20 protein-coding genes are annotated in these 25,507 nt (G+C 57.3%); 4 read left to right on the top strand and 16 right to left on the bottom strand.

The annotated features are described in order from the left end of the window. Window positions 1-63 precede the first annotated feature (63 nt). Window positions 64-1,296 carry a two-component system sensor histidine kinase NtrB gene (locus PSR62_RS16315; RefSeq protein WP_274404071.1) on the top strand — a complete coding sequence of 411 codons (1,233 nt, stop codon included), beginning with the start codon at window positions 64-66 and terminating at the stop codon, window positions 1,294-1,296. Continuing rightward, window positions 1,293-2,717 carry a sigma-54-dependent transcriptional regulator gene (locus PSR62_RS16310; protein WP_274404070.1) on the top strand — a complete coding sequence of 475 codons (1,425 nt, stop codon included), beginning with the start codon at window positions 1,293-1,295 and terminating at the stop codon, window positions 2,715-2,717. The genes PSR62_RS16315 and PSR62_RS16310 overlap by 4 nt, the downstream gene beginning before the upstream one ends. 42 nt (window positions 2,718-2,759) lie before the next feature. On the opposite strand, the gene PSR62_RS16305 is transcribed toward PSR62_RS16310, so the two are convergent. After that, window positions 2,760-3,551: an HPP family protein gene (locus PSR62_RS16305; RefSeq protein ID WP_274404068.1), complete on the bottom strand. Its 792-nt coding sequence runs from the start codon at window positions 3,549-3,551 to the stop codon at window positions 2,760-2,762. A gap of 280 nt (window positions 3,552-3,831) precedes the next feature. Between PSR62_RS16305 and PSR62_RS16300 the strand changes: the two genes are divergently transcribed. Then, window positions 3,832-4,596 (top strand): hypothetical protein, encoded by a 765-nt coding sequence (locus PSR62_RS16300; RefSeq protein ID WP_274404067.1) that lies wholly within the window; start codon window positions 3,832-3,834, stop codon window positions 4,594-4,596. A 112-nt stretch (window positions 4,597-4,708) separates the two neighbouring features. Continuing rightward, entirely contained in the window at window positions 4,709-5,422 is a 714-nt protein-coding gene (locus tag PSR62_RS16295) for a polysaccharide lyase family 7 protein (RefSeq protein WP_274404066.1), read from the top strand. A gap of 28 nt (window positions 5,423-5,450) precedes the next feature. Here the strand turns inward: PSR62_RS16295 and PSR62_RS16290 are convergent, their stop codons facing one another. The 15 genes from PSR62_RS16290 to PSR62_RS16220 all read right to left on the bottom strand — a co-directional run bounded on the left by PSR62_RS16290 (window position 5,451) and on the right by PSR62_RS16220 (window position 25,446). Beyond that, window positions 5,451-6,446 (bottom strand): Kelch repeat-containing protein, encoded by a 996-nt coding sequence (locus PSR62_RS16290; RefSeq protein ID WP_274404065.1) that lies wholly within the window; start codon window positions 6,444-6,446, stop codon window positions 5,451-5,453. A gap of 45 nt (window positions 6,447-6,491) precedes the next feature. Then, entirely contained in the window at window positions 6,492-7,829 is a 1,338-nt protein-coding gene (xseA, locus tag PSR62_RS16285) for an exodeoxyribonuclease VII large subunit (RefSeq protein WP_274404064.1), read from the bottom strand. Continuing rightward, entirely contained in the window at window positions 7,826-9,115 is a 1,290-nt protein-coding gene (locus PSR62_RS16280) for an aminotransferase class V-fold PLP-dependent enzyme (protein WP_274404062.1), read from the bottom strand. Before PSR62_RS16280 ends, xseA begins: the two co-directional genes overlap by 4 nt. 2 nt (window positions 9,116-9,117) lie before the next feature. Further along, the gene (gene sufU, locus PSR62_RS16275) at window positions 9,118-9,552 is read right to left on the bottom strand and encodes a Fe-S cluster assembly sulfur transfer protein SufU (RefSeq protein ID WP_274404061.1); all 435 of its coding nucleotides are present in this window, start codon (window positions 9,550-9,552) and stop codon (window positions 9,118-9,120) included. 119 nt (window positions 9,553-9,671) lie between these two features. Further along, window positions 9,672-10,400 carry a polysaccharide deacetylase family protein gene (locus PSR62_RS16270; protein ID WP_338020210.1) on the bottom strand — a complete coding sequence of 243 codons (729 nt, stop codon included), beginning with the start codon at window positions 10,398-10,400 and terminating at the stop codon, window positions 9,672-9,674. Further along, a complete protein-coding gene (locus PSR62_RS16265; RefSeq protein ID WP_338020209.1) occupies window positions 10,393-11,691 on the bottom strand; it encodes a glycosyltransferase family 4 protein in 1,299 nt (432 codons plus the stop codon). Before PSR62_RS16265 ends, PSR62_RS16270 begins: the two co-directional genes overlap by 8 nt. 154 nt (window positions 11,692-11,845) lie before the next feature. Beyond that, window positions 11,846-13,498 (bottom strand): GumC family protein, encoded by a 1,653-nt coding sequence (locus tag PSR62_RS16260; protein ID WP_274404057.1) that lies wholly within the window; start codon window positions 13,496-13,498, stop codon window positions 11,846-11,848. 650 nt (window positions 13,499-14,148) lie between these two features. Beyond that, the gene (locus tag PSR62_RS16255; RefSeq protein ID WP_274404056.1) at window positions 14,149-14,808 is read right to left on the bottom strand and encodes a hypothetical protein; all 660 of its coding nucleotides are present in this window, start codon (window positions 14,806-14,808) and stop codon (window positions 14,149-14,151) included. Further along, window positions 14,805-16,757, bottom strand: coding sequence for a cation:proton antiporter (locus PSR62_RS16250; protein ID WP_274404055.1), 1,953 nt, complete (start codon window positions 16,755-16,757; stop codon window positions 14,805-14,807). The genes PSR62_RS16255 and PSR62_RS16250 overlap by 4 nt, the downstream gene beginning before the upstream one ends. A gap of 123 nt (window positions 16,758-16,880) precedes the next feature. Then, window positions 16,881-17,285 (bottom strand): hypothetical protein, encoded by a 405-nt coding sequence (locus tag PSR62_RS16245; RefSeq protein WP_274404054.1) that lies wholly within the window; start codon window positions 17,283-17,285, stop codon window positions 16,881-16,883. A 579-nt stretch (window positions 17,286-17,864) separates the two neighbouring features. After that, on the bottom strand, window positions 17,865-18,080 hold the full coding sequence (locus tag PSR62_RS16240; RefSeq protein WP_274404053.1) for a YbjQ family protein: 216 nt from the start codon (window positions 18,078-18,080) through the stop codon (window positions 17,865-17,867). Between the two features lie 1,118 nt (window positions 18,081-19,198). Next, window positions 19,199-20,716, bottom strand: a complete 1,518-nt coding sequence (locus PSR62_RS16235; protein ID WP_274404052.1) for a N,N-dimethylformamidase beta subunit family domain-containing protein — start codon at window positions 20,714-20,716, stop codon at window positions 19,199-19,201. 27 nt (window positions 20,717-20,743) lie between these two features. Further along, on the bottom strand, window positions 20,744-23,746 hold the full coding sequence (locus PSR62_RS16230) for a PVC-type heme-binding CxxCH protein (RefSeq protein WP_274404051.1): 3,003 nt from the start codon (window positions 23,744-23,746) through the stop codon (window positions 20,744-20,746). Between the two features lie 402 nt (window positions 23,747-24,148). Further along, window positions 24,149-24,349 (bottom strand): hypothetical protein, encoded by a 201-nt coding sequence (locus tag PSR62_RS16225; RefSeq protein ID WP_274404050.1) that lies wholly within the window; start codon window positions 24,347-24,349, stop codon window positions 24,149-24,151. A 509-nt stretch (window positions 24,350-24,858) separates the two neighbouring features. Next, on the bottom strand, window positions 24,859-25,446 hold the full coding sequence (locus PSR62_RS16220) for a hypothetical protein (protein WP_274404049.1): 588 nt from the start codon (window positions 25,444-25,446) through the stop codon (window positions 24,859-24,861). Between the last annotated feature and the right edge of the window lie 61 nt (window positions 25,447-25,507).

The raw sequence follows: 25,507 nt of genomic DNA, 5'->3' as shown, positions 1-25,507 counted from the left end.
TCAGCGCGTCCTGGTCGACGCGTTGGCAACCGCCGAGCCCCCTCGTTCCAGTAAGATGGCAGGATGACGTTCCAACGCAATCAGCCAACCGATTCCCTGCCAAGTCTGGGCCAGCCAATCCCACCGGAGTTCTTTCGTGCGATCGCTGAGAGCACGGTCGATTGGGAGAGTTGGCTGTCGTCAACCGGCCAGATTCTGTGGGTCAATCGGGCGGTGCAACGATACACCGGCTACACGCCGGAAGAATGTCTGAGGATGAGCGATTACCCGCTGCCGTTGATCGTGCCGGAAGACCGTGAACGGATGTCGCTTCAATGGCAGGAGGCTGCCCAAGGCTCGACCGGGAACAACATCGAATTTCGGGTTTTGCACAAGGATGGGGCGACGCTCTGGATGGCGGTTTCCTGGCAGCCCATGATCAATCGCGACGGTGCCTCGCTCGGATTTCGAGCCAGTGTTCGTGATGTCACCGAACGACGGCGAATGAGAGAGCAACTTCGCTTGCAGAACGAGCGATTGGAACAAATCGTCGAAGCCCGAACGGCCAAAATCGCTCAGCTCGAACAACATCGTTTGAACATGGAAAAGCTGGCCGCATTAGGGGAATTGGCTGCTGGCGTCGCTCACGAAATCAACAACCCTCTGGCCGGGATTCGCAACGCGTTTGCTCTGCTGAAACGCCACCTTCCTCGCCGAGTCAAGCACTACGACAAACTCGATTTGATCGACAAAGAAATCGAGAGGATTCGAGGGATCACACATCAGATGTTTCAGTTGTATTGTCCCACGCAGCAGAAAGCGGTCGTCTTCAACATTCATCGCTGTCTTGAGGACTTGCTCTCGCTTTCGTTGCCGATGTCTCGGAAGTACAACGTCGCGGTGGTGCTGGACTGCAATCGGTTGGAACCGACCGAGACTCTCGGCCCCGATCTCGTCCAACTTCGAGAGGGTGAACTGAAGCAGATCTTGCTGAACCTGATCCACAATGCGATCCAAGCGTCTGCTCCCGGACAGACGGTTCGCGTGGAGGTGTTTCAGATCGATGAACGTCTGGTTGTCAAAGTCATTGACAAGGGCTCCGGCATTGACGCTGATATCATCGACTCGATCTTTGATCCGTTCTTCAGCACCAAGACAACCACGGTGGGACAAGGCATGGGGCTGGGCCTGTCCGTTACCCGAGGACTGGTCGAAGCGATGCAAGGCACAATCGAAGTGACCAGTCATTCGGGAGAAGGCACCCAGTTTTGCGTCATGTTGCCACGTTGCCTGCACACGGAGGTTGAAGAGAATTGAACGTCGAATCCACCCAACGCATTTTGATTGCGGACGATGAACCGCTGTACCGAGAAACCACCGCTGAATTCTTGCGAGAAGAGGGGTACGAATGCGTGTGTGTCGAAGACGCCAGCGATGCAATCTCGGTCTTGAACGAACATGACTTCGATCTCATTCTCTCGGACTTGAACATGCCCGGGAATCTCAAGCTGGAACTCTTGAAGGAAGGTCGTACCAAACACAAGCATGTTCCGCTGATTGTGGTCACTGGGGCACCGTCATTGCCCTCCGCCATTGAAAGCGTGCGACTCGGTGTCACCGACTACTTGCTCAAACCCGTCAAACTGGAGGAGTTGCTCACCGCAGTCCAGCGGGCCCTGTCGCATGCAGGACAGAGCAAAGCGGTTCCGCCCGCCAGTTCCGCGCCCACCTTGAAACGGGCGGCGAATCCCAAACCCGCATCCACGACGACGCCAGCCCATGGCATCATCGGTGCCAGCCCGCAAATGCGAGAGGTCCTGGAGATTGTCGAGCGGGTGGCTCCCAGCGACACCAACGTCCTGATCACCGGCGAGAGTGGGACCGGCAAAGAAGTCATCGCCAATGCAATTCATCATCAAAGCCACCGCCGTGAGAAGGCGATGCAGGTCATCGATTGCACATCGATTCCTGAGTCGCTGTTCGAGTCCGCTCTGTTTGGTCACATCAAAGGCTCGTTCACTGGTGCTGTGCAGGACCAAGCCGGACTGCTGCGAGCCTGTGACGGGGGGACCGCCTTCATCGATGAACTGGGTGAATTGCCACTGTCTTCGCAAGCGAAACTGCTGCGAGTGATTCAAGAGCAGACCTTCACGCCCGTTGGCGACAGTCAATCCATCCGGGTCGACACGCGATTTGTTTGCGCAACCAACCGAGATCTGCAAGACGAGGTCAAAGCGGAACGCTTTCGTCATGATCTGTATTATCGTTTGGCGGTGGTCCATATCGAGCTTCCGCCTCTTCGCCAGCGTGGGGAGGATGTGATCTTGCTCGCCGAAGCCTTTCTGAAAAAGCACTTCCCCGCCGGTCAGTTCCAGCATTCATTCGCCCCCGAGACTCTGGAGTGTTTTCGCAGGTATCAGTGGCCAGGAAACATCCGGGAACTCCGGAACGTCTTGGAACGATCGGTCGCACTGGCGACCGGCCCAGTGATCGAACCCAGCGATCTTCCACAACCCGTCCGCGAAGCGATCAACGATCCACTGCCGGGGATCCAGGATCTCACGGAAGTCTCCCGCGACGAGGCCCTCGACACCGCCGATCGAACTTACCTGATCAAAATCTTGGACAAACACCACGGCGTCATTGCGAGTGCCGCTCGCCAAGCGGGATTGTCTCGGCAAGGCATGAACAAATTGCTGAAACGCCACCACATCGACGCCAATGATTACCGGCGATGAATCGCAACAAGACGCCCCTGCATGGCAGTCTTTCTTCGGCGATCAATCTGGTAGTCGATGCCGACTGACCTCTGGTTGGTCCGTCAGTTCAAGTGAGCGATCCTCCTTCTCTCGCAAGGACACTTTGTGCTGCAAGATTTCTTCCGGGGCCCGGCCCCCTGGGTTCGCAATTCCAAGTTCACGGACCAAATGGATCAAGTCGTCCTCGCTGACATCCACAAACGAATCCAGCGAACGGATTGCATTCAAAACGTCATCGTGGGATGGCTGATTCGAGCGATGCTCGATCTCCTCCACCATGGCCCCCACAGGAAACAGACCAGCAGGATAGCGTCGCCATGGAAAGGGTGCGTTGATGAGCACGGCGAGCGTCAGCATCAACCCGACATTGATCAGAATCGGACACAGGACATACAGGTATCCCAGTTCATGAATCGCTTCGCCTCCCATCACGGCAGTGAAAGCCGTCGCTCCGCCCGGCGGATGAATGCAGCCCAACTGGTACATCACCCCGATTGAGATCCCAACGGCGAGCGCAGTTGCCATCGCGGGGTTGCTGATCCACTGGCAACAGGTCACTCCGACGCAAGCTGAAATGGAATGCCCGGCAATCAAGGGCCAGGGTTGCGAAAGCGGACCATGTGGAACGGCATACAGCAGCACGGCGCTGGCTCCCATCGACGCGATCACGCCAACGGCGGCCAACGATGGGAGGAACAGATTGGTCAAGTAAAACACACAGTAGATGGCGCAGCCGGACCCGAGTGCGGAAATCAGCTTTTCTTGCCAGCTGACCTGCACCAGTTCGACGCCCAACCATTTGCTTCCGAGCATGTCGAATTCACGTTGGATCGCGTAGCAATCAAACGCAGTGCCACGCCATGTCCGCTCATGGTGGGTCGCTGTTCTGATTGGGCAGACAGAGTAGGCGAAATGCATGAGGCGTCAAGACGAGCCTTCTCGGATGTCGCCGTCGCTGCTGCACGGTGACTCGCAACAATGCCAGCGACGCCGCTGTTAGAATTGGTTCGGCTCGGACGCATGCCAACCACGTGTGTAGCGAGCGGCCAACGAGCAACAAGATCGTTCTTCTTCGACTCGATTGACTGCACCAATGAACACGCTCTCAACCACCGGCAAGCTTCCCCAAGACAATCGGCGATTAGGGATTATCGAATTGATGGTGATCACGGCCGGGATCGCAATCGCATTTGCGATCCAACGGGGGCTGTCGGTCATTCGCCATCTACCGGATTGGCCTTGGCGATCTGGAACGGTGCAGAGTTTCCAGGCAATGGATCTGCTAGTTGCCAGTGTCTACGGATTGAGTCTGGCCGTGTTCTTCTTGGCAGTTCGATCCCCACCATTCTGGACCAGCCCAGGCAAAACGCTTGCGTTGCTGTTCGCGAACATGTGTGTCTTGGATTGGACACTTGACTTCTTCGCCTCCAGCACCGTTGCCCTGCGTTTTTGGGGCGACCCGCAGGCCGGAAACTCGACCACCGCTGGCTATGTCCTGGGTATCTGGTACGAACAGTTCTCAGCACGCTTGGGATACATCCTTGGGTTGCCTGTCCTCATTCTTGCGATTTTCAAATCCAAGCCGCAGCACTTCACGTGGCGTTTGGCGTGGGGCGGATTCCTGTTCTTTGACCTGGCAATCCTCGCCCTGTTGCATGTGAAGTTTTTTGGGGGCCTACCGTCAAGCCTGCTGAATTGGTACTTCCCGATCACACTGGGGGTTCCTGTTGTGATGCTTGCAATTGCATTCGTTCGCGGACTCGCAAGGCGAGAACTCGATTGGTGGACCGTCCTGACTTGCCTGCCCGTCATGGCAATTTGGCTGATCGCAGTTGTGATGCAGGGAGTAGGAATCTGAAGCGTACGACCAACGCCCGGCAGCACTTCCAGTACGATGTTGGATGCCGTTTTGACCAATGCGAGGTCGAGCAACTCGATCGCGGCAACGAAATCCTTCACTAGAAAATCGAATGCGTTTGCTGCTTTGCTGTTGTCTTTTGCTGGTCTGCCTTCCGATCGTGGAGGGGCAAACTCCCGCGGATATTCTTGACCTTTCTCGCTGGCGGTTGACACTGCCGATCGGGACGCGGAAAGATGGACGGCCCGACGAGATCCGGCAACCCGAACTGAGCAACTTCTCGCATCCAGAGCACTTTCACGTCATCAATCCCAACGGAGTCGTGTTCCGTGCTCACTGTGGTGGCGTAACCACCAAGGGTTCCGGATTCCCGCGGTCTGAACTGCGTGAGATGTCACCGGATGGCACGGCGCGAGCAAACTGGAGCACGGATGACAGCACGACTCACACCCTGATCCTGAGCGTTGCGATCACTGCCACACCGCCCAAGAAGCGTCATGTTGTCTGCGCCCAGATCCACGACGCGGACGATGACCTGATGATGGTGCGCTTAGAGGGCGAAAAGCTATTTGTGGAACGCAACGACCTTGGCGACGTGATGCTGGACCGCCATTATCCACTGGGAACAGCATTCGACCTGAAGATTCAAGCCGGACAAGGTCACGTTCGAGTTTTCTACAATGGCGAGCCAAAGATGGACTGGGAAGTGTCTCGCGACGGGTGCTACTTCAAAGCTGGTTGCTACACGCAATCGAACTTGAAGAAGGGCGACGCAGCAGATTCCTTCGGTGAAGTTGTCATCGATCAGCTCCGTGTCGAGAACTGACCATCTCCATGCGTTGCAGTCGTCAAACTCAACGCTCCAGCTTCAATCGTTCTGTGGTCGTTAACTCAGGACCGCCGCCACGGTTGCCACTTCCGGAGGCAGTGAACAATGAATCACCGATCCGGACCAGCCCTGTTCCGTGTCTCCCTTGGTTCAGCGAAGGCCACACCGTCCATTCGTTCGTCGCGGGGTCAAAGACCTCAATCTCGTTGTGAGCTTGCTTCTGATCGCCACTCTCACCACCCCCAACGACCAACTCGCCCTCAATCGCGACGGCGCTATTGCCAGCACGCAAGGTTGGAAGATCAGGGCATTGCTCCGCCGGCAACCATTCACCGATCGCGAAATCGTAGACATCCACCTTGCGAATCGTTTGCGAGAACACAGCGTTGTTTCGTTTGGACGTCACTCGCCCACCCGCAGCGTACAGTCGATCGCCAATCACAGCCGCTTGAAAGTGATCACGTTCGTGGGGTGCATCCGGCATGATCTCCCACACGCCCGTTTGGGGGTCGTAGCGATCAAACCATGAACGACAACCATCGACGTGCCCGTTTGTGATCCCACCGATCAAGTAGATCCAACCCTCGTGATAGACCGCGCCCGCACCGCCACGACGACGTGACTCAGGGATCGAATGCACGAAGTCAAAACGATCTTCCTCGGGATAGTAGACCACCACTTTTTCGAGAGGCGTTTCCTTCGGATACGGACCCGTCATCGCTCCCATCAAGTAGATCGCATCCTCCACCACGACCCCTTGGAAGTGATGCAGTTCCATTGGCGTTTCGGACTTTGCTGTCCAGGCATTGGTCCGAGGATCGTAAACGTCGACCGGATTGATGCGGCGGCCACCAAGCAGATACAGCTTGTCTTGAAAACCAACCAAGGCCGCTTCATGGCGTGCCGTTGGGTGACCTTCCGTCGCAATCGTTTTCCAAACCTCCGGTCTGGGTTCAGGCGATTCAGCTTGAACCGGTGACAACGAGATTCCAAGAAGCAAAGCACAAAGGAGGAAACGCATCGTTGGGGGACCGATAGGCAGGAGGTGAGTCAGGGGAATCGCGACCTAGGACGCCCCTGTTGGATCGTCGTTCGATTCTGGGGGTGCGACGACGGAGAACACGTCGCCGCCCGTCAGTCGAGTTCGTAATGTTTGGCCTGGCTGAACGTCGCTCGGAGATCGGACGACTTGGCCCGATTCCGTTTGCGTGACGCTGTAACCACGCGACAGCACGGCCAGGGGTGATAGAGCGGACTGGGCTGCGGCGACCGTCGCGAGTTTGGACCGAGCCTGTTCCAAGCGACGCCAGATCGCAGACCGCCCACGTTCGTCCCAATCGTCCAGGTCGCGACTGCGATCGTGAACAAGCTCGAATGGGTTCTGAAACACCGGGCGAGATTCCCAGTTCTCCAAACGTTGCCGTTCTGACTGGACTCGGCGGAACAGATTGCGGGTCATCATCTCGCCGAGGGCATCCAACGCCGCAATCATGGACTCACGATCAGGCAGGACTCGAGACGCCGCGTCCGTGGGTGTCAAGGCACGCACGTCCGCCACCAAATCCGCCAGCGTCACGTCGATTTCGTGTCCCACTGCCGACACGGTCGGAATCCTTGACGCAGCGATCGCCCGCACCAGTTTCTCGTCATTGAAGGACCAGAGATCTTCCAGCGATCCACCGCCTCGCGAAACGATCAACACATCGGGCTGAGGTCGCATCCGGTGAGCCGCTCGCATCCCATCGATCAGCGATTCGACACTGCCGGGACCTTGGACGCTGGCCGGAATCAAGACGATTTCGATGCCGGCGTGACGTTGCGCTGCGGCCTGCAAAAAGTCTTGGATCGCAGCCCCCGTGGGACTGGTCACAATCGCGACCCGCCGAGGCACACGCGGCAGCAAACGTTTGCGTTCCGGTTCGAACAAACCTTCTGCTTGCAGTTTTGCTTGCAACTGTGCAAAGGCGAGCTGCAGAGCCCCCATGCCTTGCGGTTGGCACTTGCGAACGACCAACTGATAGGAACCCCGCGCGGCGTAGACCTCCACGTCGCCCAGGCAAAGAACGCTTTGCCCGTCGTCCAGTTCAAACGGCAAACGCTCAGCAACGCTTCGCCACATCACGCCACGAATTTGCGCACGATCGTCTTTGAGTGTGAAGTACAGGTGCCCGCTTCGCGGCCGAGCGATGTCGGTGATTTCACCCGCAACCCAAACCGAGGGGAATCCGGACTCAACCGTCGATTTGATCTGTCGAGTCAGCTCACTGATCGAGATCGCATCTTCGCTGGTCGAGGTTTGCCGCGTCTTCTTGGCGACTTTGCGTTTCGGGGGCGTCGCCTTGGTCGCCTTGGTCGGTTTGTCATCGCTGGAATCAAACAGCGAGAACTGCGTGGGGTCGCTCATGTCTCCGATCGACTCGCGCGTGAACGACGACGACGTCCGGTTTTCGCGAAACGATCTCGCACGTCCGAAACCGCTTGCAAAAACACGTCGACTTCATCCATCGTGTTGTAGAAATAGCAACTCGCTCGCGAGGTCGCGGAAACGCCAATCGCATTGTGCAGCGGCATCGTGCAATGATGCCCCGCGCGAACGGCGACACCTTGACCATCGAGAAACTGCGAGACGTCGTGTGCGTGAACACCTTCAACCACGAAGCTATTGATCCCGCCTTTGTGCTCCGGGGTGGGCCCAATCACACGGACGCCAGCGATCTCACGCAGTCCCGCGTCGGCACGTGAGCCAAGCTGACGTTCATGAGCATGAATGTTGTCCATGCCGATTTCGGTCAAGTACTTCAGGGCCGCTTCCAGTCCGATCGCTTCGACAATCGGCGGTGTGCCGGCTTCGAATTTTTCGGGCAAGGAATGGGACGTGAACCCATCGGTCGTCACCGTGTCGATCATTCCACCACCGCCCAAAAACGGAGGCATCGAATCCAGTAAACTTTCGCGTCCCCAAAGCACACCAATTCCCGTCGGACCACAAACCTTGTGGCCGCTGAAGACGACAAAGTCGGCATTCCAGTCCTGCACGTCCAGCTGCCAGTGTGGAGCGGCTTGGGCCGCATCGATCAACACGGTCGCACCCGCCTCATGAGCCAGCTGTGTCCAACGCTTGACCGGGTACTCCGTGCCCAGCGTGTTGCTGGCGGCGCCAAAGGCGAACAACTTGGGTTGGTGCGTCTGAATGGCGGAGGCAACCGCCTCGTCATCGATCAAAAAGTCGTCGTTGATGGCGATAAACTCCACCCGGCAGCCCACGCGTTCGGCCAACTGATGCCAAGGAACAATGTTGGCATGATGCTCGCTGATCAACAACAAGATCACGTCGCCCGACGAAAGATGCTGGTCGCCCCAGGATCTCGCCACCGTGTTGATGGCCGCGGTGGTTCCTGCGGCAAAGATGACCTCGTTGGTCGTCGAAGCATTCATGAACGAAGCCACGGTCGCTCGCGCACTCTCGTAGGCCCCCGTCGACGCTTCGCTCAGCGTGTGAATTCCACGGTGAACGTTGCTGTAGTATTCCTGATAGCAACGGCTCATCGCGTCGATGACCGCATTGGGACGCTGCGTGCTGGCCGCGTTGTCGAAATACACCAGCGGTCGACCACTGGCCGATTGAGTGTTCAAGATCGGGAAGTCGTCGCGAATTTTTGCGACGTCCAACGGCAAGGTGGATGCGTTCACGCTCACTGCTCTTCCCCGAGCGATGGGCCGCCCGGTGCCGACGAATCACCGTCTTCGTTGACGGGGGAATGCAACGCTGATTGCAGAATCTTCCACGACAACAGGCAGCATTTTTGGCGGTTGGGGGTCAGCTTGGGACCGAACAACTCCAGCATTTCTTCCGCCGTGAAAGCTTTCACTTCGTCGATCGTTTTGCCTTCCATCAGCTCGATCAGCATCGATGCAGAGGCCTGGCTGATCACACAGCCTTCGCCTTCAAACCAAGCCTCCGCAACCTTCCCGGAATCATCCAGTCGCAGCGTGATGACGATCCGATCACCGCACAACGGGTTCTTCCCCTCGTCCATGTGGCTGGCGGAATCCAGCGTCCCGCGGTGGTATGGATCTTCGTAGTGATCCAGCACGTGCTCTTCGTAAATGTCCTGCTCGTTCGGCATGTTCGAATGGTATGGCGTGTGTGTTCGGTCGGTGGAGTCGCGTCAAGGATTGGCGACGGTGCAACCTCCGTGCAGCGAGTCTGATTCCACTCGTCGCCTATTTAACTCTATGCGAGTTGTCAAAAAAGGGAAGCGGGGCTTTCGGCGGAACACACCTCTCCATTGCTCGCTGTCACCGCCCAGCCGGACTCAACGGCCTGCGAAAGCATGGCGAACACCTTTTCGAGGTTCGCCCATTGTTCGTTTTCCTCGATTTCCCAGCTGTGCCCCCACAGATGGAAGACGCCCCCCGTTTGTGCTGCCCGAGTCAGCATCAGCTCGGCCAATCCCACCCAATCGGTTTTCCCCGCCATCGTCCAAGCGCAGTGGAGCGGGCTCCAGGAAGCTCGTTTGATCGCGTTGCGAACGTAGACCGAACGCGGGTGGGGATGAGCCTGCACGGAGGTCGGCATGGACGACAACTCCCAGCCCTTGTCGCCACGAACGTAATCACCACGAACGCGACGTTTGGGCGGATCAATTCTCAGCAACTCCACCGTCCGATAGCCGATGAAACCATGCCGCGCGATCGCGTTGACGTGCTCCCGTTGGTACTTTCCCAGCGGTGGGCAAAACATCGCACACGGTTCCCCGGTCACGTCCGCGACCCAAGCCCCGCTGTCATGAATCTGACGCTCCGCCTCCACATCTGGCAACGTCGTCAACGCCAAGTGCTCCATCGTGTGAGCACCGATCTCAAACCGCTGGCTCAACTCACGGATTTTCTCTTCGGGCAACGTTTCGAGCTGTGAATGGCGAGGGATGTAGAACGTGGCCGCCAATCCATAGCGGTCCAGTAACTCAGCCAAGCGTTGATCCTGAGGATGCCCGTCGTCCCAGCTGGTCGTGACCACGCATCGGTTCGTCATGAGCCTGTTCGGGGTGCGAGATATGTTCGGGGGAATCGGTTTCGTTTTGTGTCAGCGTGGCCGCCGAACCATGCGGCTCGTTCGCTGCGTTGGGCGAGTGCTGCGAATCAATTCGCAAATCCGGATCGCCCATGCGGCCCACTTCGTTTCGTCCGCGAGCTTTCAAAGCGGCTTGATAGATCGCAATCAGTTGATCGTGGTTGATCGCCGCGGTGTACTTGGATTCGTACTCCCGACGAGCCATTTCACGCATCGCAATGGTTTGCTCCGCGTTCTGAACAAAACCGTCCACCACCGAGGCCAATTCCTCCGCGTCGCCGCTGCGAAACAAGGCCCCCACGGATGGGTGTACCAGCTCAGCTTGACCACCTTGGTTCGCGCACACAACCGGTGTTCCGCACGCAAACGCTTCGACGACCACCCGGCCAAATGATTCAGCACAGTGAGACGGCAAAATCAACATCGCCGCGTCTGCCATTGTCTGGTAGACAGCCGCCTGGTCCAAACGCCCCAAGTACTCCACGTTTTCCTGCGGTTGATCGAGCAAATGCCTGAGCGGACCATCCCCGATCACCTTCAGTGGGATGGGCTGGGTCAGCAGGTTCCATGCGTCCAGCAGAACTTTCAAGCCCTTTTCTTCACTCAAACGCCCCACGAACAGCGCGTAACCACCATCGCCTTGCCCGAGCGGGAGGTCCGATTCAACGAAGTGAGGTTTGACAGCGATCGGAGGCATCGGATGCCCCGATTCCTCGTAACGAGTTTTGACGAACTGGGTCGGAGCGATCGCGACATTGAGATAACGCTGGTACGTCTTGCTGGTTCGGTGCAACCAATTCGTCACCGCGACAACGCCCGACGCCAATCGGCTGTCGTGGAAACAAGCGTGACGAATCGCAGGGGTCGCAAAACGAGCGGCCACACAATCGGTGCAAGGTTGACCGTCGCGAAAACAGACCGCTTTGGGGCACAGTATTCGCGAATTGTGCAGCGTCAATACGGTCGCGGCTCCCGCCTCATGAGCCGCCTTGATCGCAGCCGGCGAGATCGCTGGGAAGGTGTTGTGGAAATGAACCACGTCGATCTGGTTCTGCTTCACCGCCGCTTGGATTTCCCGCGCGAGGCCCGAATTCCAAACCGTCATCCGAGCGTTCGTGATCGCTCCGGCACCCGACATCGAATCATTCATCCGCGTGAACCGCGTGACCTCGTGCCCAAACGATTCCAACAATTGTGTTTCAGCATCGAATACGACATCCTCACCGCCACGAAGGCGGTAATAGCTGTGAACGGCAAGGATTCGCATGGCGATGATGGGCGCCGTGGGTCAGCGAGGAGATGAAGGTAAACGAGTGAAGATTTCGCGATTCAGAGGAAACATTCGTTTAGCGAGGAACGGTCGTCAACCCGCCATTTTCTTCTGTTTCGGCCACAGGTTCCGATTCTGGCGGTTTGTTGAACCCGCGAACGCTGTCCGTTCCGCGGTAACGCCCGTGCCCGGCATCGCTTCGGCGACGCGTGGGAGGTTGGCGATTGGAGTCCATTTCCGCCGCATGAGGCGTCGCCAACAATCCGCGAATCAAGGCTTGGACTATCCCAAATCCGACCGCCAGCATTGCCGCCAACACCAGCAGGATCGACCGCTTCGGTTTGACCTTCTTCAGTCCCAACGAGGGTTCTTGGACGACCGCGATTTCACTGACGGCACCCGATGACAGACGATCGATCAACCGCGCGTTGTCGCGATTCTCAGCTGTCCGCATGTACTCGGCTTCCGCCAAATCCGTTTCCCAGCTGAGCTCCGCCAATTGCACCTCGTCACGGTTCAATTGCGTCAGTTCGTCCTTCAGCGATTCCGCTTGCGACTTCAGGTTCTCATGCTTGGATTCCAAACCCGACAGCCGAGTCTCGGTTTGCTGAAGCGACATCACCAACGCTTGCCGAACCGGATTGGTCGACTCGGTGGTCTGAGGTCGCTCGCCTTGCTCGGATCGCGAGATCTCGGTTGCCGCTGCCAATTGTTCTCGCAACACCTTCAACTTGGGGTGATCGTCACTCAGTTTCAGAGACTGTTCCTTGTAACGGACTTCCAATTCGTACAACGCCTGACGCATCGAGTCGCCAGTCGCTTTGGGAATCCCTCGAATCGTTTGCGTTTGCAACGTTTCCGGTTGATCACCGACCTGTTCGATCAATCGAGCTCGCTCCGAAACCGCGGACGCCAGTTCATACTCCACGTCCACCAAATTGCTTTCGACCTGGCTGATCAGTGAACGCAACGCCGACTGAGCCGAGCCGATGTCGATGATGCCGCGTTCGGTTTTGGCGACTCGAAGCTTCTCTTTTGCTTCCACCGCTCGTTTGTACGACAACTCGGATTGCTCTTCGAAGAACTCAGACGCCCCGAGTGAACTGTGGGCCATCGCATGGTGCTGGCGATAAATCTGAACCAACGCGTTGAGCAAATCGCGCGACAAGAAGGGGTCCTCCGTCCGAACCTCCAAATCGATTGTGTAGGCATCCTTTGCCATGAACAAATTCATCGATTCTTGAAACGCATTGATCGCCATCTCTTCGGCGAGCTGAGCTTCCACTTCTTCCGCCGACAGATCGCCCATGGGTTTCGGGGTCCCGCCTGGCAATATCGAACTGATCTTCTGCATCGTTTTGGAGAGCACGCTGCGCGGTTCCAAGATCCTCTCCACGCCAACCTCTCGGACCACTTTTTGAGCGATCGCTCGTGACTGCAACATCTCGCGGACGCTGTTGACCTGGGAGGCCCGGCTGTCTTGCAGCGAAACGGTTGGCGAAAGCGTCGCCGTGGGATCCATCGAGACGGCCCCCCGCCCCAAACGAATCAACAATTGCCCGTACGAATCAAACTGAGCCGGGATCAAGAAGACACCGAAGGCCAGCACCGGTAGCAACACGATCGTCCACAGCACTGCCGAGAATCGGTGGCGAGCAACCGCCCGCCAGAGGTCATTCAGACGCAAGGGGCGAAAATGATCGGCTTCGGCAAAGGAGCGTTCATTCATGTTGCGAAAGGCAGCAAGAGACGGAAACGATGGCAATGAGTGGAGCGACGTGAACCGGACTCGGCACCGCCGCTGTCCAGTAAAAACGGATTCCGACCCCAGGATCCGCCCGCCTCAGTCTAATCCGATGTCAGCCGAACGAGAGGGGCAAGCTTGCCAGACACGCATTTTTGCGGCATCAAAACGCTCGCAGGGATCATTCGCCGCCCCTCCGACGTCGTCAACGGCACCGCAACGCCGTGGATCGATCCTCAACGGACTCGCAAACCTCGCGAGTTTCCGTCGGCGCATAAAAAAACCGACAGGCTGGATCCATCGATCCGACCTGCCGGTCCAATTCAGTAACAGCCACTCGGCGGCAAGAGTGAAGCCGCTGGGAGAAACGCGTGAATCTCGACGTGCTACTGCACAAGTCTTTGTTGATCCAGGCGTGCCCGAAAAATGAACCCTCTGCCGGTGTTATGTGACTGCACCTAACAGACCTCAAAAGATCTGCTGCTTGCATTTTAGGCGTCGTCGCCGATGCAGCAAGGTTGATCGGCCAATTACTTGCCAGATCTGATCCAATTCTGCCAATTTGTGCGATTCACGCCAAACTGTCCCAGCCGATTTCCGCCCCCTGTGTGGTCGCGAGAAAACCACTGGTCGAATCAACGAATCAGCCAATCGCGGAAGCCTTCGACAAATTGGTCGCCACGTCCCATCACGCTTCGAACCAGCAACACCAGCATTGCGATCGCCACAAACAAAGCGCCCCAGCCACGCCTCGGCGATGGCGCTGCGATTCCGCGAACCTGAACTCGCAACTGTCCCAGCAAATGATTCCAAAACGACAGCGGCAACATCGGTTCAAATGCCAACACGCTGACGCAGTCCAACCCTTGGTGGCCTTCAATTCTCAGGTGCGCACCAAACTGTGGCAAATGAACCTGGGCCTTCCGTTCGTCTCCCGTCGCCGCAGAATCGATCGCTCGGGCGGCTCGCATCAAGGCGGGATACAGTTCCTCTGCCGTTCGTCCGTACACGACCAATCGAGGTTCTCGAGTCAGGACAATCAGTCCACATACCAACACGTACAGCAACAACAACGGCAACCACACGTACGGCCCCAGGAAAATCGCCGACGCCCCGGGAAAGAACAACTGCATCGGGCCGATCGCAATCATGCCTGCGACAGCAAATAAGACCGCCGCCATGTCTCGTCCGCCCGTCGTCACCAACACCCGTCCGCTCACGCGAATCAGCGACAAGAGCAACAGGTACCCGATCAAAGGCAAGAAGGAGACGGTCAGGACAAACGGGTCGATCACGAGGCTGGCTCCTCATTGGCTGCTTCGTCGGCAGGCTCACGACCGGTGTCCGCATTCGCTTCGTCGTTCCCTTCCTGTCTCGCCTCCGTCCGCTTTTTGGAGGCCTTGACCGCGTGCTTTTCAGGGACCGGGGTGCTGCTCACCAACGCCAAGATCGTTTGCCCCGCCACCGGAACAAGCGGCGCATCGACGGTATTGATATTCAAGCCGCCTTCCGCCGTGATCGCACACAGCACGGTGGTCACTTCACCATACGTCTCTTGAAAATCGGCAAAGGAGTACGACTCCGTCAGCTTTGTGGTCTTCAATGACGCTCCCGCCGCGTGCATTTCCGACAACCGCGTGAACGTCAGCCCCTCGCCAAACAGTTCCCGCCCCATCAAGTTCTTGGTCAACCCACGGCGCCCGGCTGTGTTCTTCGTCTTGAATGTCAATTGATACAAACGGGAGGACTCAAACATCGCGCGACATTCCCGCAGCGCCAATGAGTTGACTTCGTCGTTGGGCGTCATCGCCAACAGTCGGCCGATCCCGGAGAGATCCAGATCTTCGCGTGCGTGCTCGTTCAGAATATTGGCGCACTCTCCACGAAGCCCAGCGATTCGAGCCTGACTGATTTTGTTGTAGTTCGTGTCGACCAGCAACACAGGGATCCCTGCGGCGTTCAGCTCAGTCGCAAAATCTCGCACCCAAGCGTCCGCTCCGGCGATCAACACACCGCGACTGGTTTCCTCGGCCAATTTCAACAGCCGAGCCAACGGGGCCGCCGCAATTCCGTACACCGCGACGGTTCCGATGATGACCAAAAAGGTCACCGTCGCCAGTTGTTCCGAACCCGGGATATTCAGATCCGTCCGGCTTTCCATCGACAACGCAAACACACTGCTCACCGCCGCCGCGACAATCCCACGCGGTGCCAACCCCGCGATGAACGTCTGCTCGCGATAGTTCAGCGGGCTTCGCAACAGCGACAAGTAGACCGACAGCGGACGCACGATGAAAATCAACGCCAGAATCAAACCAATCCCTGGCATCCCAATCGTGGCCAAGTCCGTCAAATTGACTCGCGAACCAAGCACGATGAACAAGCAGCCAATCAGCAGCGTGCGCAGATTCTCTTTCAGCTCGATGATGTGTTCGACATCAAAGTGTTTTTGGTTGGTCAGCCAAATCCCCAACACGGTCACTGCGATCAGGCCTGATTCGTGGGCCATCAGGTTGCTCAGCGCGAACAGCAACAATGCCAGTGCCAATGCGGCGACACCGTGCAAATGATCGGGCACCCAGTAACGACGCAGTGCCTGTGTCAACAACGCTCCGCCCACGACGCCCAGCCCGACTCCAATCGCAGCGGTCAGGACCAGCGACTTCAACGCCCCCGACCAGTGCGGCGCCGACTGAGCCACCACCAATTCTTCGAACACCAGCACAGCCAACACCGCGCCGATGGGATCGATGACGATCCCTTCCCATTTCAGGGTCGATGCCACCCTCCGGCTCGGTTTGACTTGCCGTAGCAACGGCCCGATCACTGTCGGCCCGGTCACCACCAGGATCGCTCCCAGCAAAAAGCTCAGGGGCCAGACAAATCCGAGGATCCAGTGGATCGCCAAGGTGTTGCCAAAGAAAGCCAGGGCAGCACCAACCGTGCACAGCCTCAGCGAGGAAGACCCTGATTCACGAAGCTCGCTCAGCTTCAGCGTCAGTCCGCCTTCAAACATGATGACCGCCACCGACAGCGACACCAGCGGGAACAGAATGTTCGGGCCCGCGGACTCATCGCCGCCCGTCAGGTTGGCCAGCAACGCGTCGGGCTGGACAACAAAGTGCCCCAAACAGACCCCGAACAAAAGCAACAACAGAATGCTGGGTAGCTTCGTGCGCCACGCCAACCATTGAGCCGTCACCCCGAGCGCGGGCACGAGTGCGAGGTAAAGCAAAAAATCCATGAGGCGGATGCGTCGGCAAGGAAGAAAGTGATCGGAAACCGCTCACAGGATATCTGCCGGCACGAGCGCCGCACAGCACCAACGACCTCTCCGCGTCACTTGGAAATCAAACTTTCCGACATCTCAGTAGGTCGGGACCGTCACGATGGGCTGGTCCTGGAACAATTTGATCGAGGGCAAGATGATCCCCCGTTTCTTGGCTTCGTACATCAAAGCCCGCTCGAAAAACGGAAACGGGTAATGCGAATCACGCCGGATTGCATAGCGTTCAATGGCCACCACCAACCGCAAATCCAACTTGCGGTCATTCACTCGCTTGGTGATCTCCAGCAGATAGTCCTGCTGTGGCTGCGTCGTCGCGTGCAATCGGTTGACCAATCGCTCATACAACTTGGCCGTGGAATCGCCCTGCGTCCCCAATGGACTGCGGGTCGTGATCTGAGCCTGAGCCGACGGTGCATCCACCAATCCCAATCCCAGACAAACAAACAACGAAGCGATAAAAAAGCGGTGGTGTCGAGCCAACATAATGCGACCAAATTTCGCGGGAACACGTGCGAGAATCCTCGAACTGCACCGCTAGCAAAAACGTGCCTCGGAGATCAAGCCCGATCCGTTTCATCTTGAAAACGCGCGCGTTCTCGAGCCAAGGCGGTTCTCGATGCGGCCCCCATCCAGGTGCGCAGGGCAGGCTGACCCCACAGGTGGAACCAAAGCGTGCCACACATCAAAAACACCAGCACGTGAAGGCCAAACACAACCGGCTTGCTTGTCGGGATTGCCTCGAAGAACATCAGCGAAGCAAAACAGACGACCGCCGTCGCCGTGGACATCGAACTGGCCTGCCAAGAATTCTTCAACCCCAAGCGACGCTTGCAAGTTTCACACCGGCACCCCGGAAACCCCAGCCGCCATCGACTGACCGAATGACCGCAAACCGGGCACAAGGCCGATGCCGGTTTGGATGGCACCGTCGGTTCCGTTTCCGGGGAACGATACGGATTCATGGGCAGGGAATCCGTTCGGTGTTCGAGCTCCGCGGGTTGGAATTCAACGCCACGTTCGACTTCCCCAGCCGAACCATCCACTTCGCGTTGCCCAGGATCGCTACGCATTGTCTGGTGCGGTGTTGGCGATCGCATTCACCGCGGTTCCGTTGCAGCAAATCATCCGCATCGAATTGCCAACGGTCGAATAATCGAAGTGCATTCCAACCACGGCATTCGCCCCCAACTCCCGTGCTCTTTCAGCCATCTCGTACATGGCTCGATTGCGTCCACGAACGAGCAACGTCTCATACGAATCGGAGCGACCACCGACCATTTCGGTGATCGGACGTGGAGGAAGGGATTGGATGACATTTGGATTCGCGAGGGATCACTCTTCGCGGTCTGTGTTTTCGGATTTCTCGATGTTGGCAACTCCCGCACTTTGTGAACGGGCGGATTGAGCGTACCGTCGGGTATGAGTGTACAAACAAGAAAGAATCCCCGAAACGATCGTCGAGGGACGGAATGCGAGCGTTCAGTGAGAATTCCGGGGAGGGAAGTGCGTGGCGGTTCCGATGCTCCGCCCCCTTGCTCGCGTACGTCTGAACGACGTCGCTCGACCTCCGCCCGAAACTTCGGTTTGGGAAGTGGATGAGCGAAGTCAGAGTAGAACAGTTGTCCCCAACTGTTCCGTCGGGCAACCCTCAAACGCGAAGCCTCGTTTTTACCGTATCCATTTCGAACTGTTCGCATCACGCCGCTCGACAACGGCGGCCGACCACGCAAACATTTGAGGCTCATCCGACGGAAGGGTGCGCCCGAGGTTTTCAAGGCATGCACCGATGTCCGAATGTTCAATGATGGACGGCGTCCGTGTTGAAAACAACCCACCGGCATGGCGAGCATGCCGGTGGGCCGCGAAGCACCTTCGGCGCATCGGAGGCCAAGCTATTCCTTGGCAAGTTGCTCCTCAGCAGAGCTTGCTTCCGCTTCACTTGGCAACTCAATTCGAACGCCTCGAAATGGTCCGTTCAAACTTCGGGCATCGGAGAAATCCCTCCAAAAACCTGAAGTCAGGGTGCCGCGCACGCTTCCGTCGGATGAGCCCACTTTTCTAGTTTGGGAACGCAAGTTCAACACTTCCCATGATGCGAGACCGCAGCAAGAAAACAACGACGAGGATCCCGATCGACACGCCAACCGCAGGCAAAGGCGAGTGCGTTTGCACCCCAACAACGTAAGTGTGGTGCAGCAGGGGAACCAGTCCCAGAACGCCAGCGAGAGGCGGGTAGGGGGACCGGTTGGGCTCGAATCGCAATGAAGAATGACAACTTGAGCAGGCGACGGTTTCATCGCATCCTGGCAACCACGCCATGAGATGGGCGGCATAGCAGCGGCTGATTTGCCTGACCCCACATTCCGGACATCTCACATTCGCCACCTTGAAACGCATCAGTTCTCATCCGACGCTTGCTGGTCCGACTTCGCTGACAAACGGTCCAGAATGTTTCGAGTGGCTTGTTCAATCACCGGAGAATTTCCCCTTAAACCGTGTGCCCAATCGGTGGAACCTGCCGTGAACACCGTTCCTCCGCGTTGGTACACGCCCATCACCGACGCACCAATTCGGTCTTCCGGAAAACGGTCGTACCAAAAGGAATCACCGGGATGCCAGCGAGCAGGACAGGTCCCCAGAATCGTGAATGACTCAGGCGTTCCATCGCGACCGGTGGGAAACGGCAACCCATCTCGCCATTCCATTTCACACCCGTCGCACTCGTACCCGACCACCGTGTCGGCGCCTCCGATCTGATCGCCTTGCTCGACATCCGTGCCGTCGAACACCCAGTGTTCCGGGCGATGCACGTCGTAGGCTCCCGAACCGTCCATGAATTGACCGTGGCTGAGATGGTAGCCACCCCACATGAATCCAACTCCCGTCAACTGATTTTCGGGACGATTGACCAAGTGATGGCCCCACGCCGTGCTCAGTCGTTGATGGTCCGTCGTTCGAAACTCAGGGTCCATGTTGTAGAACTGCTTGTAGCAAGTCAACGCGCGTCCCTCATCTTCGCTGCGAACTTGCCAACAACATGTGTTGCCACTGAAAAAGGCGACGTTCCCACCCTCAGCGATGTAGCTTTCCAAGTGGTCTCGCATCGGCGTCGACCAATACTCGTCATGTCCAACACTCAACACCAAACGATATTTGGACAACATCTCAGGATGGAATTCCAAATCGCTGTTGACCGCGTACTCCAGTTCGTAACCTGACTTCTCCGCCCACTGAATGAACGGCAGTTCCCACTTAGCGAACTGGGATTGAATCGGTCGATCAAAGGAAACGCGGTTGCCTTGGACGCCGTCTCGGTCATGGTATCCGTACAAGCTGTGCCCACCCCAGTTCGTATAGGCATTGTAGGTGTTGGTCGCCAGTTGAATCAAAATGGGCGATGTGGCGCCCGGTGTTTTGGATCGAACGACAAAGAACAAAGATCCCACCGCAGTTCGCTGATTGCGTCCGACAAACCTGCCGCCCTGATCGCGAGTCGTCAGGGTCACTTCGTAGTAACCCGACTTCCAGTCGTCTGGGACCGTCATTCGAAACGCCTCCGCCCACTGGCACCCATGCGACGATGCCCGATCCGGAATTCGCTGAGGCGAAACAGCGATCCCATCCTGTTGGTGAACGCGTTGGCGTTCCGCTCCCAATCGGTCAATCTGAACCGACACGGCACCGGTGCCCGACAGGTGAAACGCGATCTCATCGCCCGCAACATAGCTGAGTTGGTCGGTGTACCCTTCGATGAACAACCCTTCGGGCAGCATTTGATCCGCCACCACAGGATTGGGCCCCAGCCATCCCATGACACCAAGAGCAACCGCTGAAACAAACGTTGCCAGGAAAGAAAACGTAGGCGTCCGGCGGGCAGTGACAACGCGGTGTGGTTCGATTGTTCTCAGATGCATTGAAATGTTGTGAAGCAGGAGGGGCGTTCAATTGGACAGCGACTGGCCCTGAATATACAGCAGCAGATCAGCCATCTGTTGCGTCCCAATCTCTTTCTCCAGGCCAACCGGCATCATCGAAACGGAACTCCCCTGCAAGCGTTCTATTTCATTTCGCAACAGCGAGTGACTTTTGCCTTCAGCCGTGATCAGTTTCAAACTGGTCGCAGTTTCTTCGGCCAACACCCCCGCGTAGGCTCGGCCGTCCTCCAGCAAGACTTGGTACTGCTGGTACTTTGCCTCGACGGCCAAACTGGGATCGATGATCGCGGTCAGCAATGCGTCAGGTGAACGATTGGTAAGCGTGGTCAAGTCTGGCCCGATTGCAGTTCCCTTCCCTTCCAAGCGATGGCAAGCCGCACAATTCGCGGTGAACACAACACGACCACGATCCACACTTGCCCGTCCGCCGGCAAGCAATTCCATCGCCGGACGATAAGCTTCGATGACCTGCACACGGTCCGGATCGACCGAACCTAAAACGCCAATCGCACGATCTCGGACGTTCGCATCGCGATGCTCCACCAGCTGGCGACGCAAAGCCCCACTCAACGAATTCGCTGAGATCGCTCCCTGTTCGATCAGGTCAAGCAGTTCCACCGTCCAGGTTGGTCGACTGATCAAGTCGGCGAGAATCTGCTGTCGCAGTGCCGGCCCATGGGCACTCCATCCCGCGGTCAAGATCTCGGGCACATCGTCTGCATTCATTCCAGCTAAAGTCGTTGCGGCGGCCTGCTGAATCTGGATGGGCGAATGCGGCGAAAGAAAGCTGGCCAATAATTCGATGTCCGCTGCTCTCTGCGTCTCACGCTTGCCCAGCAATTGCATTCCGATCAACAGTTTGGCCGGCGATGAGTCTGCCGACTGCAACTCGTTGCGCACAGATTGATGCAAACGATTCAGACTTTCCCGTGACGCAGCAGCAAGCATGTGGTCAAGCTCCTCTGCGGAGTTGCCAAGTGATTCGTACCACGCCACCAGCACTCGCCAAACCCCAACGGGATCGCTGGAGTCGCTTCCAGATTCCAGTTCTTGAAGCATCATCGAAGCTGCGCTCGGAACATCGAGTTTGATCGCGATCCCAGCCAGCGTCCCCAACCACTGGGGATCTCGTTGACCGCTCTTCATCCAAGTCGAAAGCACCCGCTCGATGTTGCCGGCATGAATGCTGCTGAGGATGGCGGCTCTCAAATAACCATCCTGCCCCGATGCCAACGCGATGTCTGCGAGACAATCGGCGGCCCAGACCTGATCGATCGATCCAAGCGTGTACGCAAGCTGCAATGGAATCATCGGATCGTCGTCCGTCACCAATCGCTCGATCGATCCCTGCCAATCGGAGGCATTCCAATTGTCCACCGCTGCGACGTCTTCCGATCGAGCCTCGTCACCAGTCAACTGCTCGCCAAGAATTCGAATTGCATGGCGTCGTATCCCCGGATGCCGGTCTTGCACGGCGAGTTGCAAATCCGCTTTGGAGACTTCCTGCAGCCCGGCCAAGCTCGCCAACGCATGCAATCTTGCCAGCGGATTGTCGCTTTTGGAAAGCAATTCGCGAAGCTGGCGTCTCGCCGTCGCTTGCTGGTCCCCTGGCAAATCCGGCCATTGCCAAATCAACATCCGCTGAACCAAGTCCCGCTGCCATCCGCTTGGTGAATCCAACAATCCCACCAGGTCCCCCACCGCGGTTCTGTCAAAACGTTGAAATTCCCGCCGTGAACTTTCCCGCGGAGCGACTCGGTAGATCCGTCCCAAATCAGCTCCGGAGCGAAGGTCCAGTTGAGCTTCCAGCTCATCGGCAATCCATTCCGGGTGCTCGATCACTTCACGGACCATGTCGGCAACATACAGTGCGCCGTCGGGTCCGGTGTGCAGCCCAGCGGGACGGGACCAGGGATCCGCTGAGCGAAGAAACTCCTCACCGTCGCCGTGAATTTTGACGCTGTCGAACGTCACACCGTTCGGAAGCAGCTTGCGAGCGTGAACGATGTTGTAAACGGGCTCGCTGGTGAACGTCGCTCCCTCGTAGTCAGCGCCAAACAGCGTGTCACGGTACACGATGGTTCCGCAGGCCGCTGTGAAGATCGGCGTCGCGCCAATTGGTCGGTGAATGGGATCGCAGTGACTGATGATCGGACCGATCGGGTAGACCTGAGTGTCACCGACTCGAATGTCACGCCGAACGGATGGCGGCACGACATGCGGGTTGCGACGCAAATAGCCTTCGTCCAGAACATAGTGAAAGATGGGATTCGGGTTGTTGCAGCCAAACCAATTCCCCCAGTTGTCGCAGTTGCGGCCGAACTGGGTTTGCCCGGACTGCGTTTCAATCTCCCCCGTGTCGGGTCGAATTCTCAAATCCCGTCCGCTGATGTTGACCGACTTTCCGGTCCGGTGGGAAACAACCGTCCCCCCACTGTCTCCGTTGGCCAGATAGACCCAATTGTCCAACCCCCAACGCAATCCGTTGACACGATGTTGTTGGTTGCCCTCCGCGAAACCGGAATACAGTTTCTCAATGTGATCAGCGACCCCATCGCCAGTCGTGTCTTCCAGATACAGCACATCGGGGCACGCGGTCACCAGGACTCCGTCTCGCCATGCAAGCACACCGCTTGGGGTACTGAGTTTGTCGGCGAACAGAATTGAATGATCGTAGGTTCCGTCCCCGTCCCGATCCTCCAGCACTCGCACGCGTCCGCCAGGTTCTCCATGTCCGTTCACACCGATCGGGTAGTCCGCCATTTCGACGACCCACAAGCGACCATCCGGCCCCCAATCAAAGTCGACCGGATCCATTACCAAAGGTTCCGCCGCGACCACTTGGATTTCAAACGGATCAGCCACTTCAATCTTGGAGAACGATTCCTCGCTTGTCAGCGCCGGATCACGCGTGGGGTGCAACACATGCTCCACTTCCTGGCCGGTCATCGAATGCAGCCCAACACAACTGGAAACGAACAGCAGAAACGAGACGAAACGAAAACGCATGAAACCCCTCAAGAACGGTCAGTACCCAGAAAACATCGCCGACTAAACACGCCAACAGTCCGGTCAGGATACTCGATCTCGTCGGTGGTAAATGTTTCCAGGCCGGTGCCTCCACTCCGCAAGCGAATTGAACTTTTCCCACCTTGGTCCAATCGCCCGCCGCAATGACAGGCTGCCCCAAGCTACACGCAAGCGTCTGCTGGGGTTCCGCCCACTCATTCCTGCCTCCCTGCTGAGCGACCTGGAATGCTGCGGAAGAAGAGAAGTTCAAACTCGGAATGTTCGGCGTCAACCGGCACGGACAAGCGAGAGACCAGGTGTGCAAATCACTTTGGATAAACGGTGTCCATCGCGAACGTCGCGGCGGGTCGAGCAAACGAAGACCCTGACCCTTGGAATGAATCACAAGGACGCTTCCGAGAGTGGAATGCCCATCAGCGCCACGGCAATGCCAGCCGCGCAGAGCAAAGCCCCGGCAATCGTGCAGACCATCCAAGTCACTCCGAGTAAGATGACGATGCCCGTGTTGCTGATGACTGTCAAGCTTACGAAAACGGCTACCGCGACCCCGCACAACACGCCTCCAATCGACAATAGAATCATCGACTTCATTCGAATCGCGGTTGCCTTCCTGCCAAAGTGGGCGCCATTGCGTCCCACAATCGCGCCTATCAAACCAACGCTTTTGGGTGGGCAAGGAACGAAGTTTGTGCCAGGTTAGGACCACGTGAACAACAAGTGACGTAGCGGAAGGGCGCGAGCCCTCCGGTTCCTCACCGGGCGGCTTGCGCCACACCGCTAACATCGTCACTTGTTGTTCACGCGTTGCTTAGCAGCATCTTCCCAAGCAGATTGCTGCAGGAATGATTGGGGACAACGATGTGAGAAGTCTTGCCATCGCATATCAGGCACACGCGAACAAAACGGCCGAGTTTGATCATCCACTTGCAAAAGCTCAGTCCCTCACGAAGCAGTGCGGCAGGAGTCTTTCAGCATTTTGAATGTTTTGGGTGGCGTCGTTGCTCCCACGTACAACCGGGGCAAACGCCCAAACGGCTCACATGGTTTTGCCCGATCATTCCTGCCGACATGCTTAGCGTGCAATGCTCTGTCTAACCTCCATCCGTCACGTCCTTGACTTCTTTGATCGCAGCGGGAAGCGGCGGGCGGGCGAGACGCACCGGTGCAAGACGACCGTCCAGCAGAACGGGGTAGCGATTGTATCGGGTCTTCTCACCCTTGTAGGTGTAACCGCCGGTCAATGATCCGTCTTTCGATGGAGCAAATTGTGGATCAAACAGCCCACGATACTGCACGATCCAATACCAGTGTCCACCTTCATGACGAACGAGCGTTGCACCTGCAAGCTGCCACGCATGAAATGTGGTGCGACCCTCTGGAATCGCTTTGTCGTGATACTCTCGCGCGACTTTGATTGCTGACGCCACCGAGACTGGACACTCCGAAACCAGCGGGTCCCACTGGGGTGTCTTGGCGAGTGTTTCAGCCGTGACAGTGAATACGTCACCGGTCCCGTTAACATGAAATTCGTCCGCTTGAAGCACGATCGATAGCCACAGTGCGAATGCAATGGCGATAAACTGCCGAGCAATCATGTTTGATTCTCCCTTGAGATACTTTGATTCATCCAAATGACGTTGGTGTTCAATCGATGCAGACGCTTGGTCTTCCATTCTCAAGACACTTGCAAGCCGCCTTCTCTTGCATCACTCTCTGCCCGGTAATCGAAACGTCCGGACG

Origin of the sequence: Rhodopirellula sp. P2, assembly GCF_028768465.1 — a bacterium.
In the GTDB taxonomy this organism is placed as follows: Bacteria; Planctomycetota; Planctomycetia; order Pirellulales; family Pirellulaceae; genus Rhodopirellula.
The sequence above is the reverse complement of the archived record's forward strand: the minus strand, read 5'-3'. Positions and strand labels throughout refer to the sequence as shown.

Bases quoted from the DNA above. Each gene is read 5' to 3' on its own strand.
- PSR62_RS16230 (WP_274404051.1), bottom strand. From the start codon at position 23,746: ATGCGTTTTCGTTTCGTCTCGTTTCTGCTGTTCGTTTCCAGTTGTGTT.
- PSR62_RS16235 (WP_274404052.1), bottom strand. From the start codon at position 20,716: ATGCATCTGAGAACAATCGAACCACACCGCGTTGTCACTGCCCGCCGG.
- PSR62_RS16250 (WP_274404055.1), bottom strand. From the start codon at position 16,757: ATGGATTTTTTGCTTTACCTCGCACTCGTGCCCGCGCTCGGGGTGACG.
- xseA (WP_274404064.1), bottom strand. From the start codon at position 7,829: ATGAGCGACCCCACGCAGTTCTCGCTGTTTGATTCCAGCGATGACAAA.
- PSR62_RS16290 (WP_274404065.1), bottom strand. From the start codon at position 6,446: ATGCGTTTCCTCCTTTGTGCTTTGCTTCTTGGAATCTCGTTGTCACCG.
- sufU (WP_274404061.1), bottom strand. From the start codon at position 9,552: ATGCCGAACGAGCAGGACATTTACGAAGAGCACGTGCTGGATCACTAC.
- PSR62_RS16300 (WP_274404067.1), top strand. From the start codon at position 3,832: ATGAACACGCTCTCAACCACCGGCAAGCTTCCCCAAGACAATCGGCGA.
- PSR62_RS16245 (WP_274404054.1), bottom strand. From the start codon at position 17,285: ATGTTGGCTCGACACCACCGCTTTTTTATCGCTTCGTTGTTTGTTTGT.
- PSR62_RS16305 (WP_274404068.1), bottom strand. From the start codon at position 3,551: ATGCTCGGAAGCAAATGGTTGGGCGTCGAACTGGTGCAGGTCAGCTGG.
- PSR62_RS16240 (WP_274404053.1), bottom strand. From the start codon at position 18,080: ATGGTCGGTGGTCGCTCCGATTCGTATGAGACGTTGCTCGTTCGTGGA.
- PSR62_RS16295 (WP_274404066.1), top strand. From the start codon at position 4,709: ATGCGTTTGCTGCTTTGCTGTTGTCTTTTGCTGGTCTGCCTTCCGATC.
- PSR62_RS16260 (WP_274404057.1), bottom strand. From the start codon at position 13,498: ATGAATGAACGCTCCTTTGCCGAAGCCGATCATTTTCGCCCCTTGCGT.
- PSR62_RS16315 (WP_274404071.1), top strand. From the start codon at position 64: ATGACGTTCCAACGCAATCAGCCAACCGATTCCCTGCCAAGTCTGGGC.
- PSR62_RS16225 (WP_274404050.1), bottom strand. From the start codon at position 24,349: ATGATTCTATTGTCGATTGGAGGCGTGTTGTGCGGGGTCGCGGTAGCC.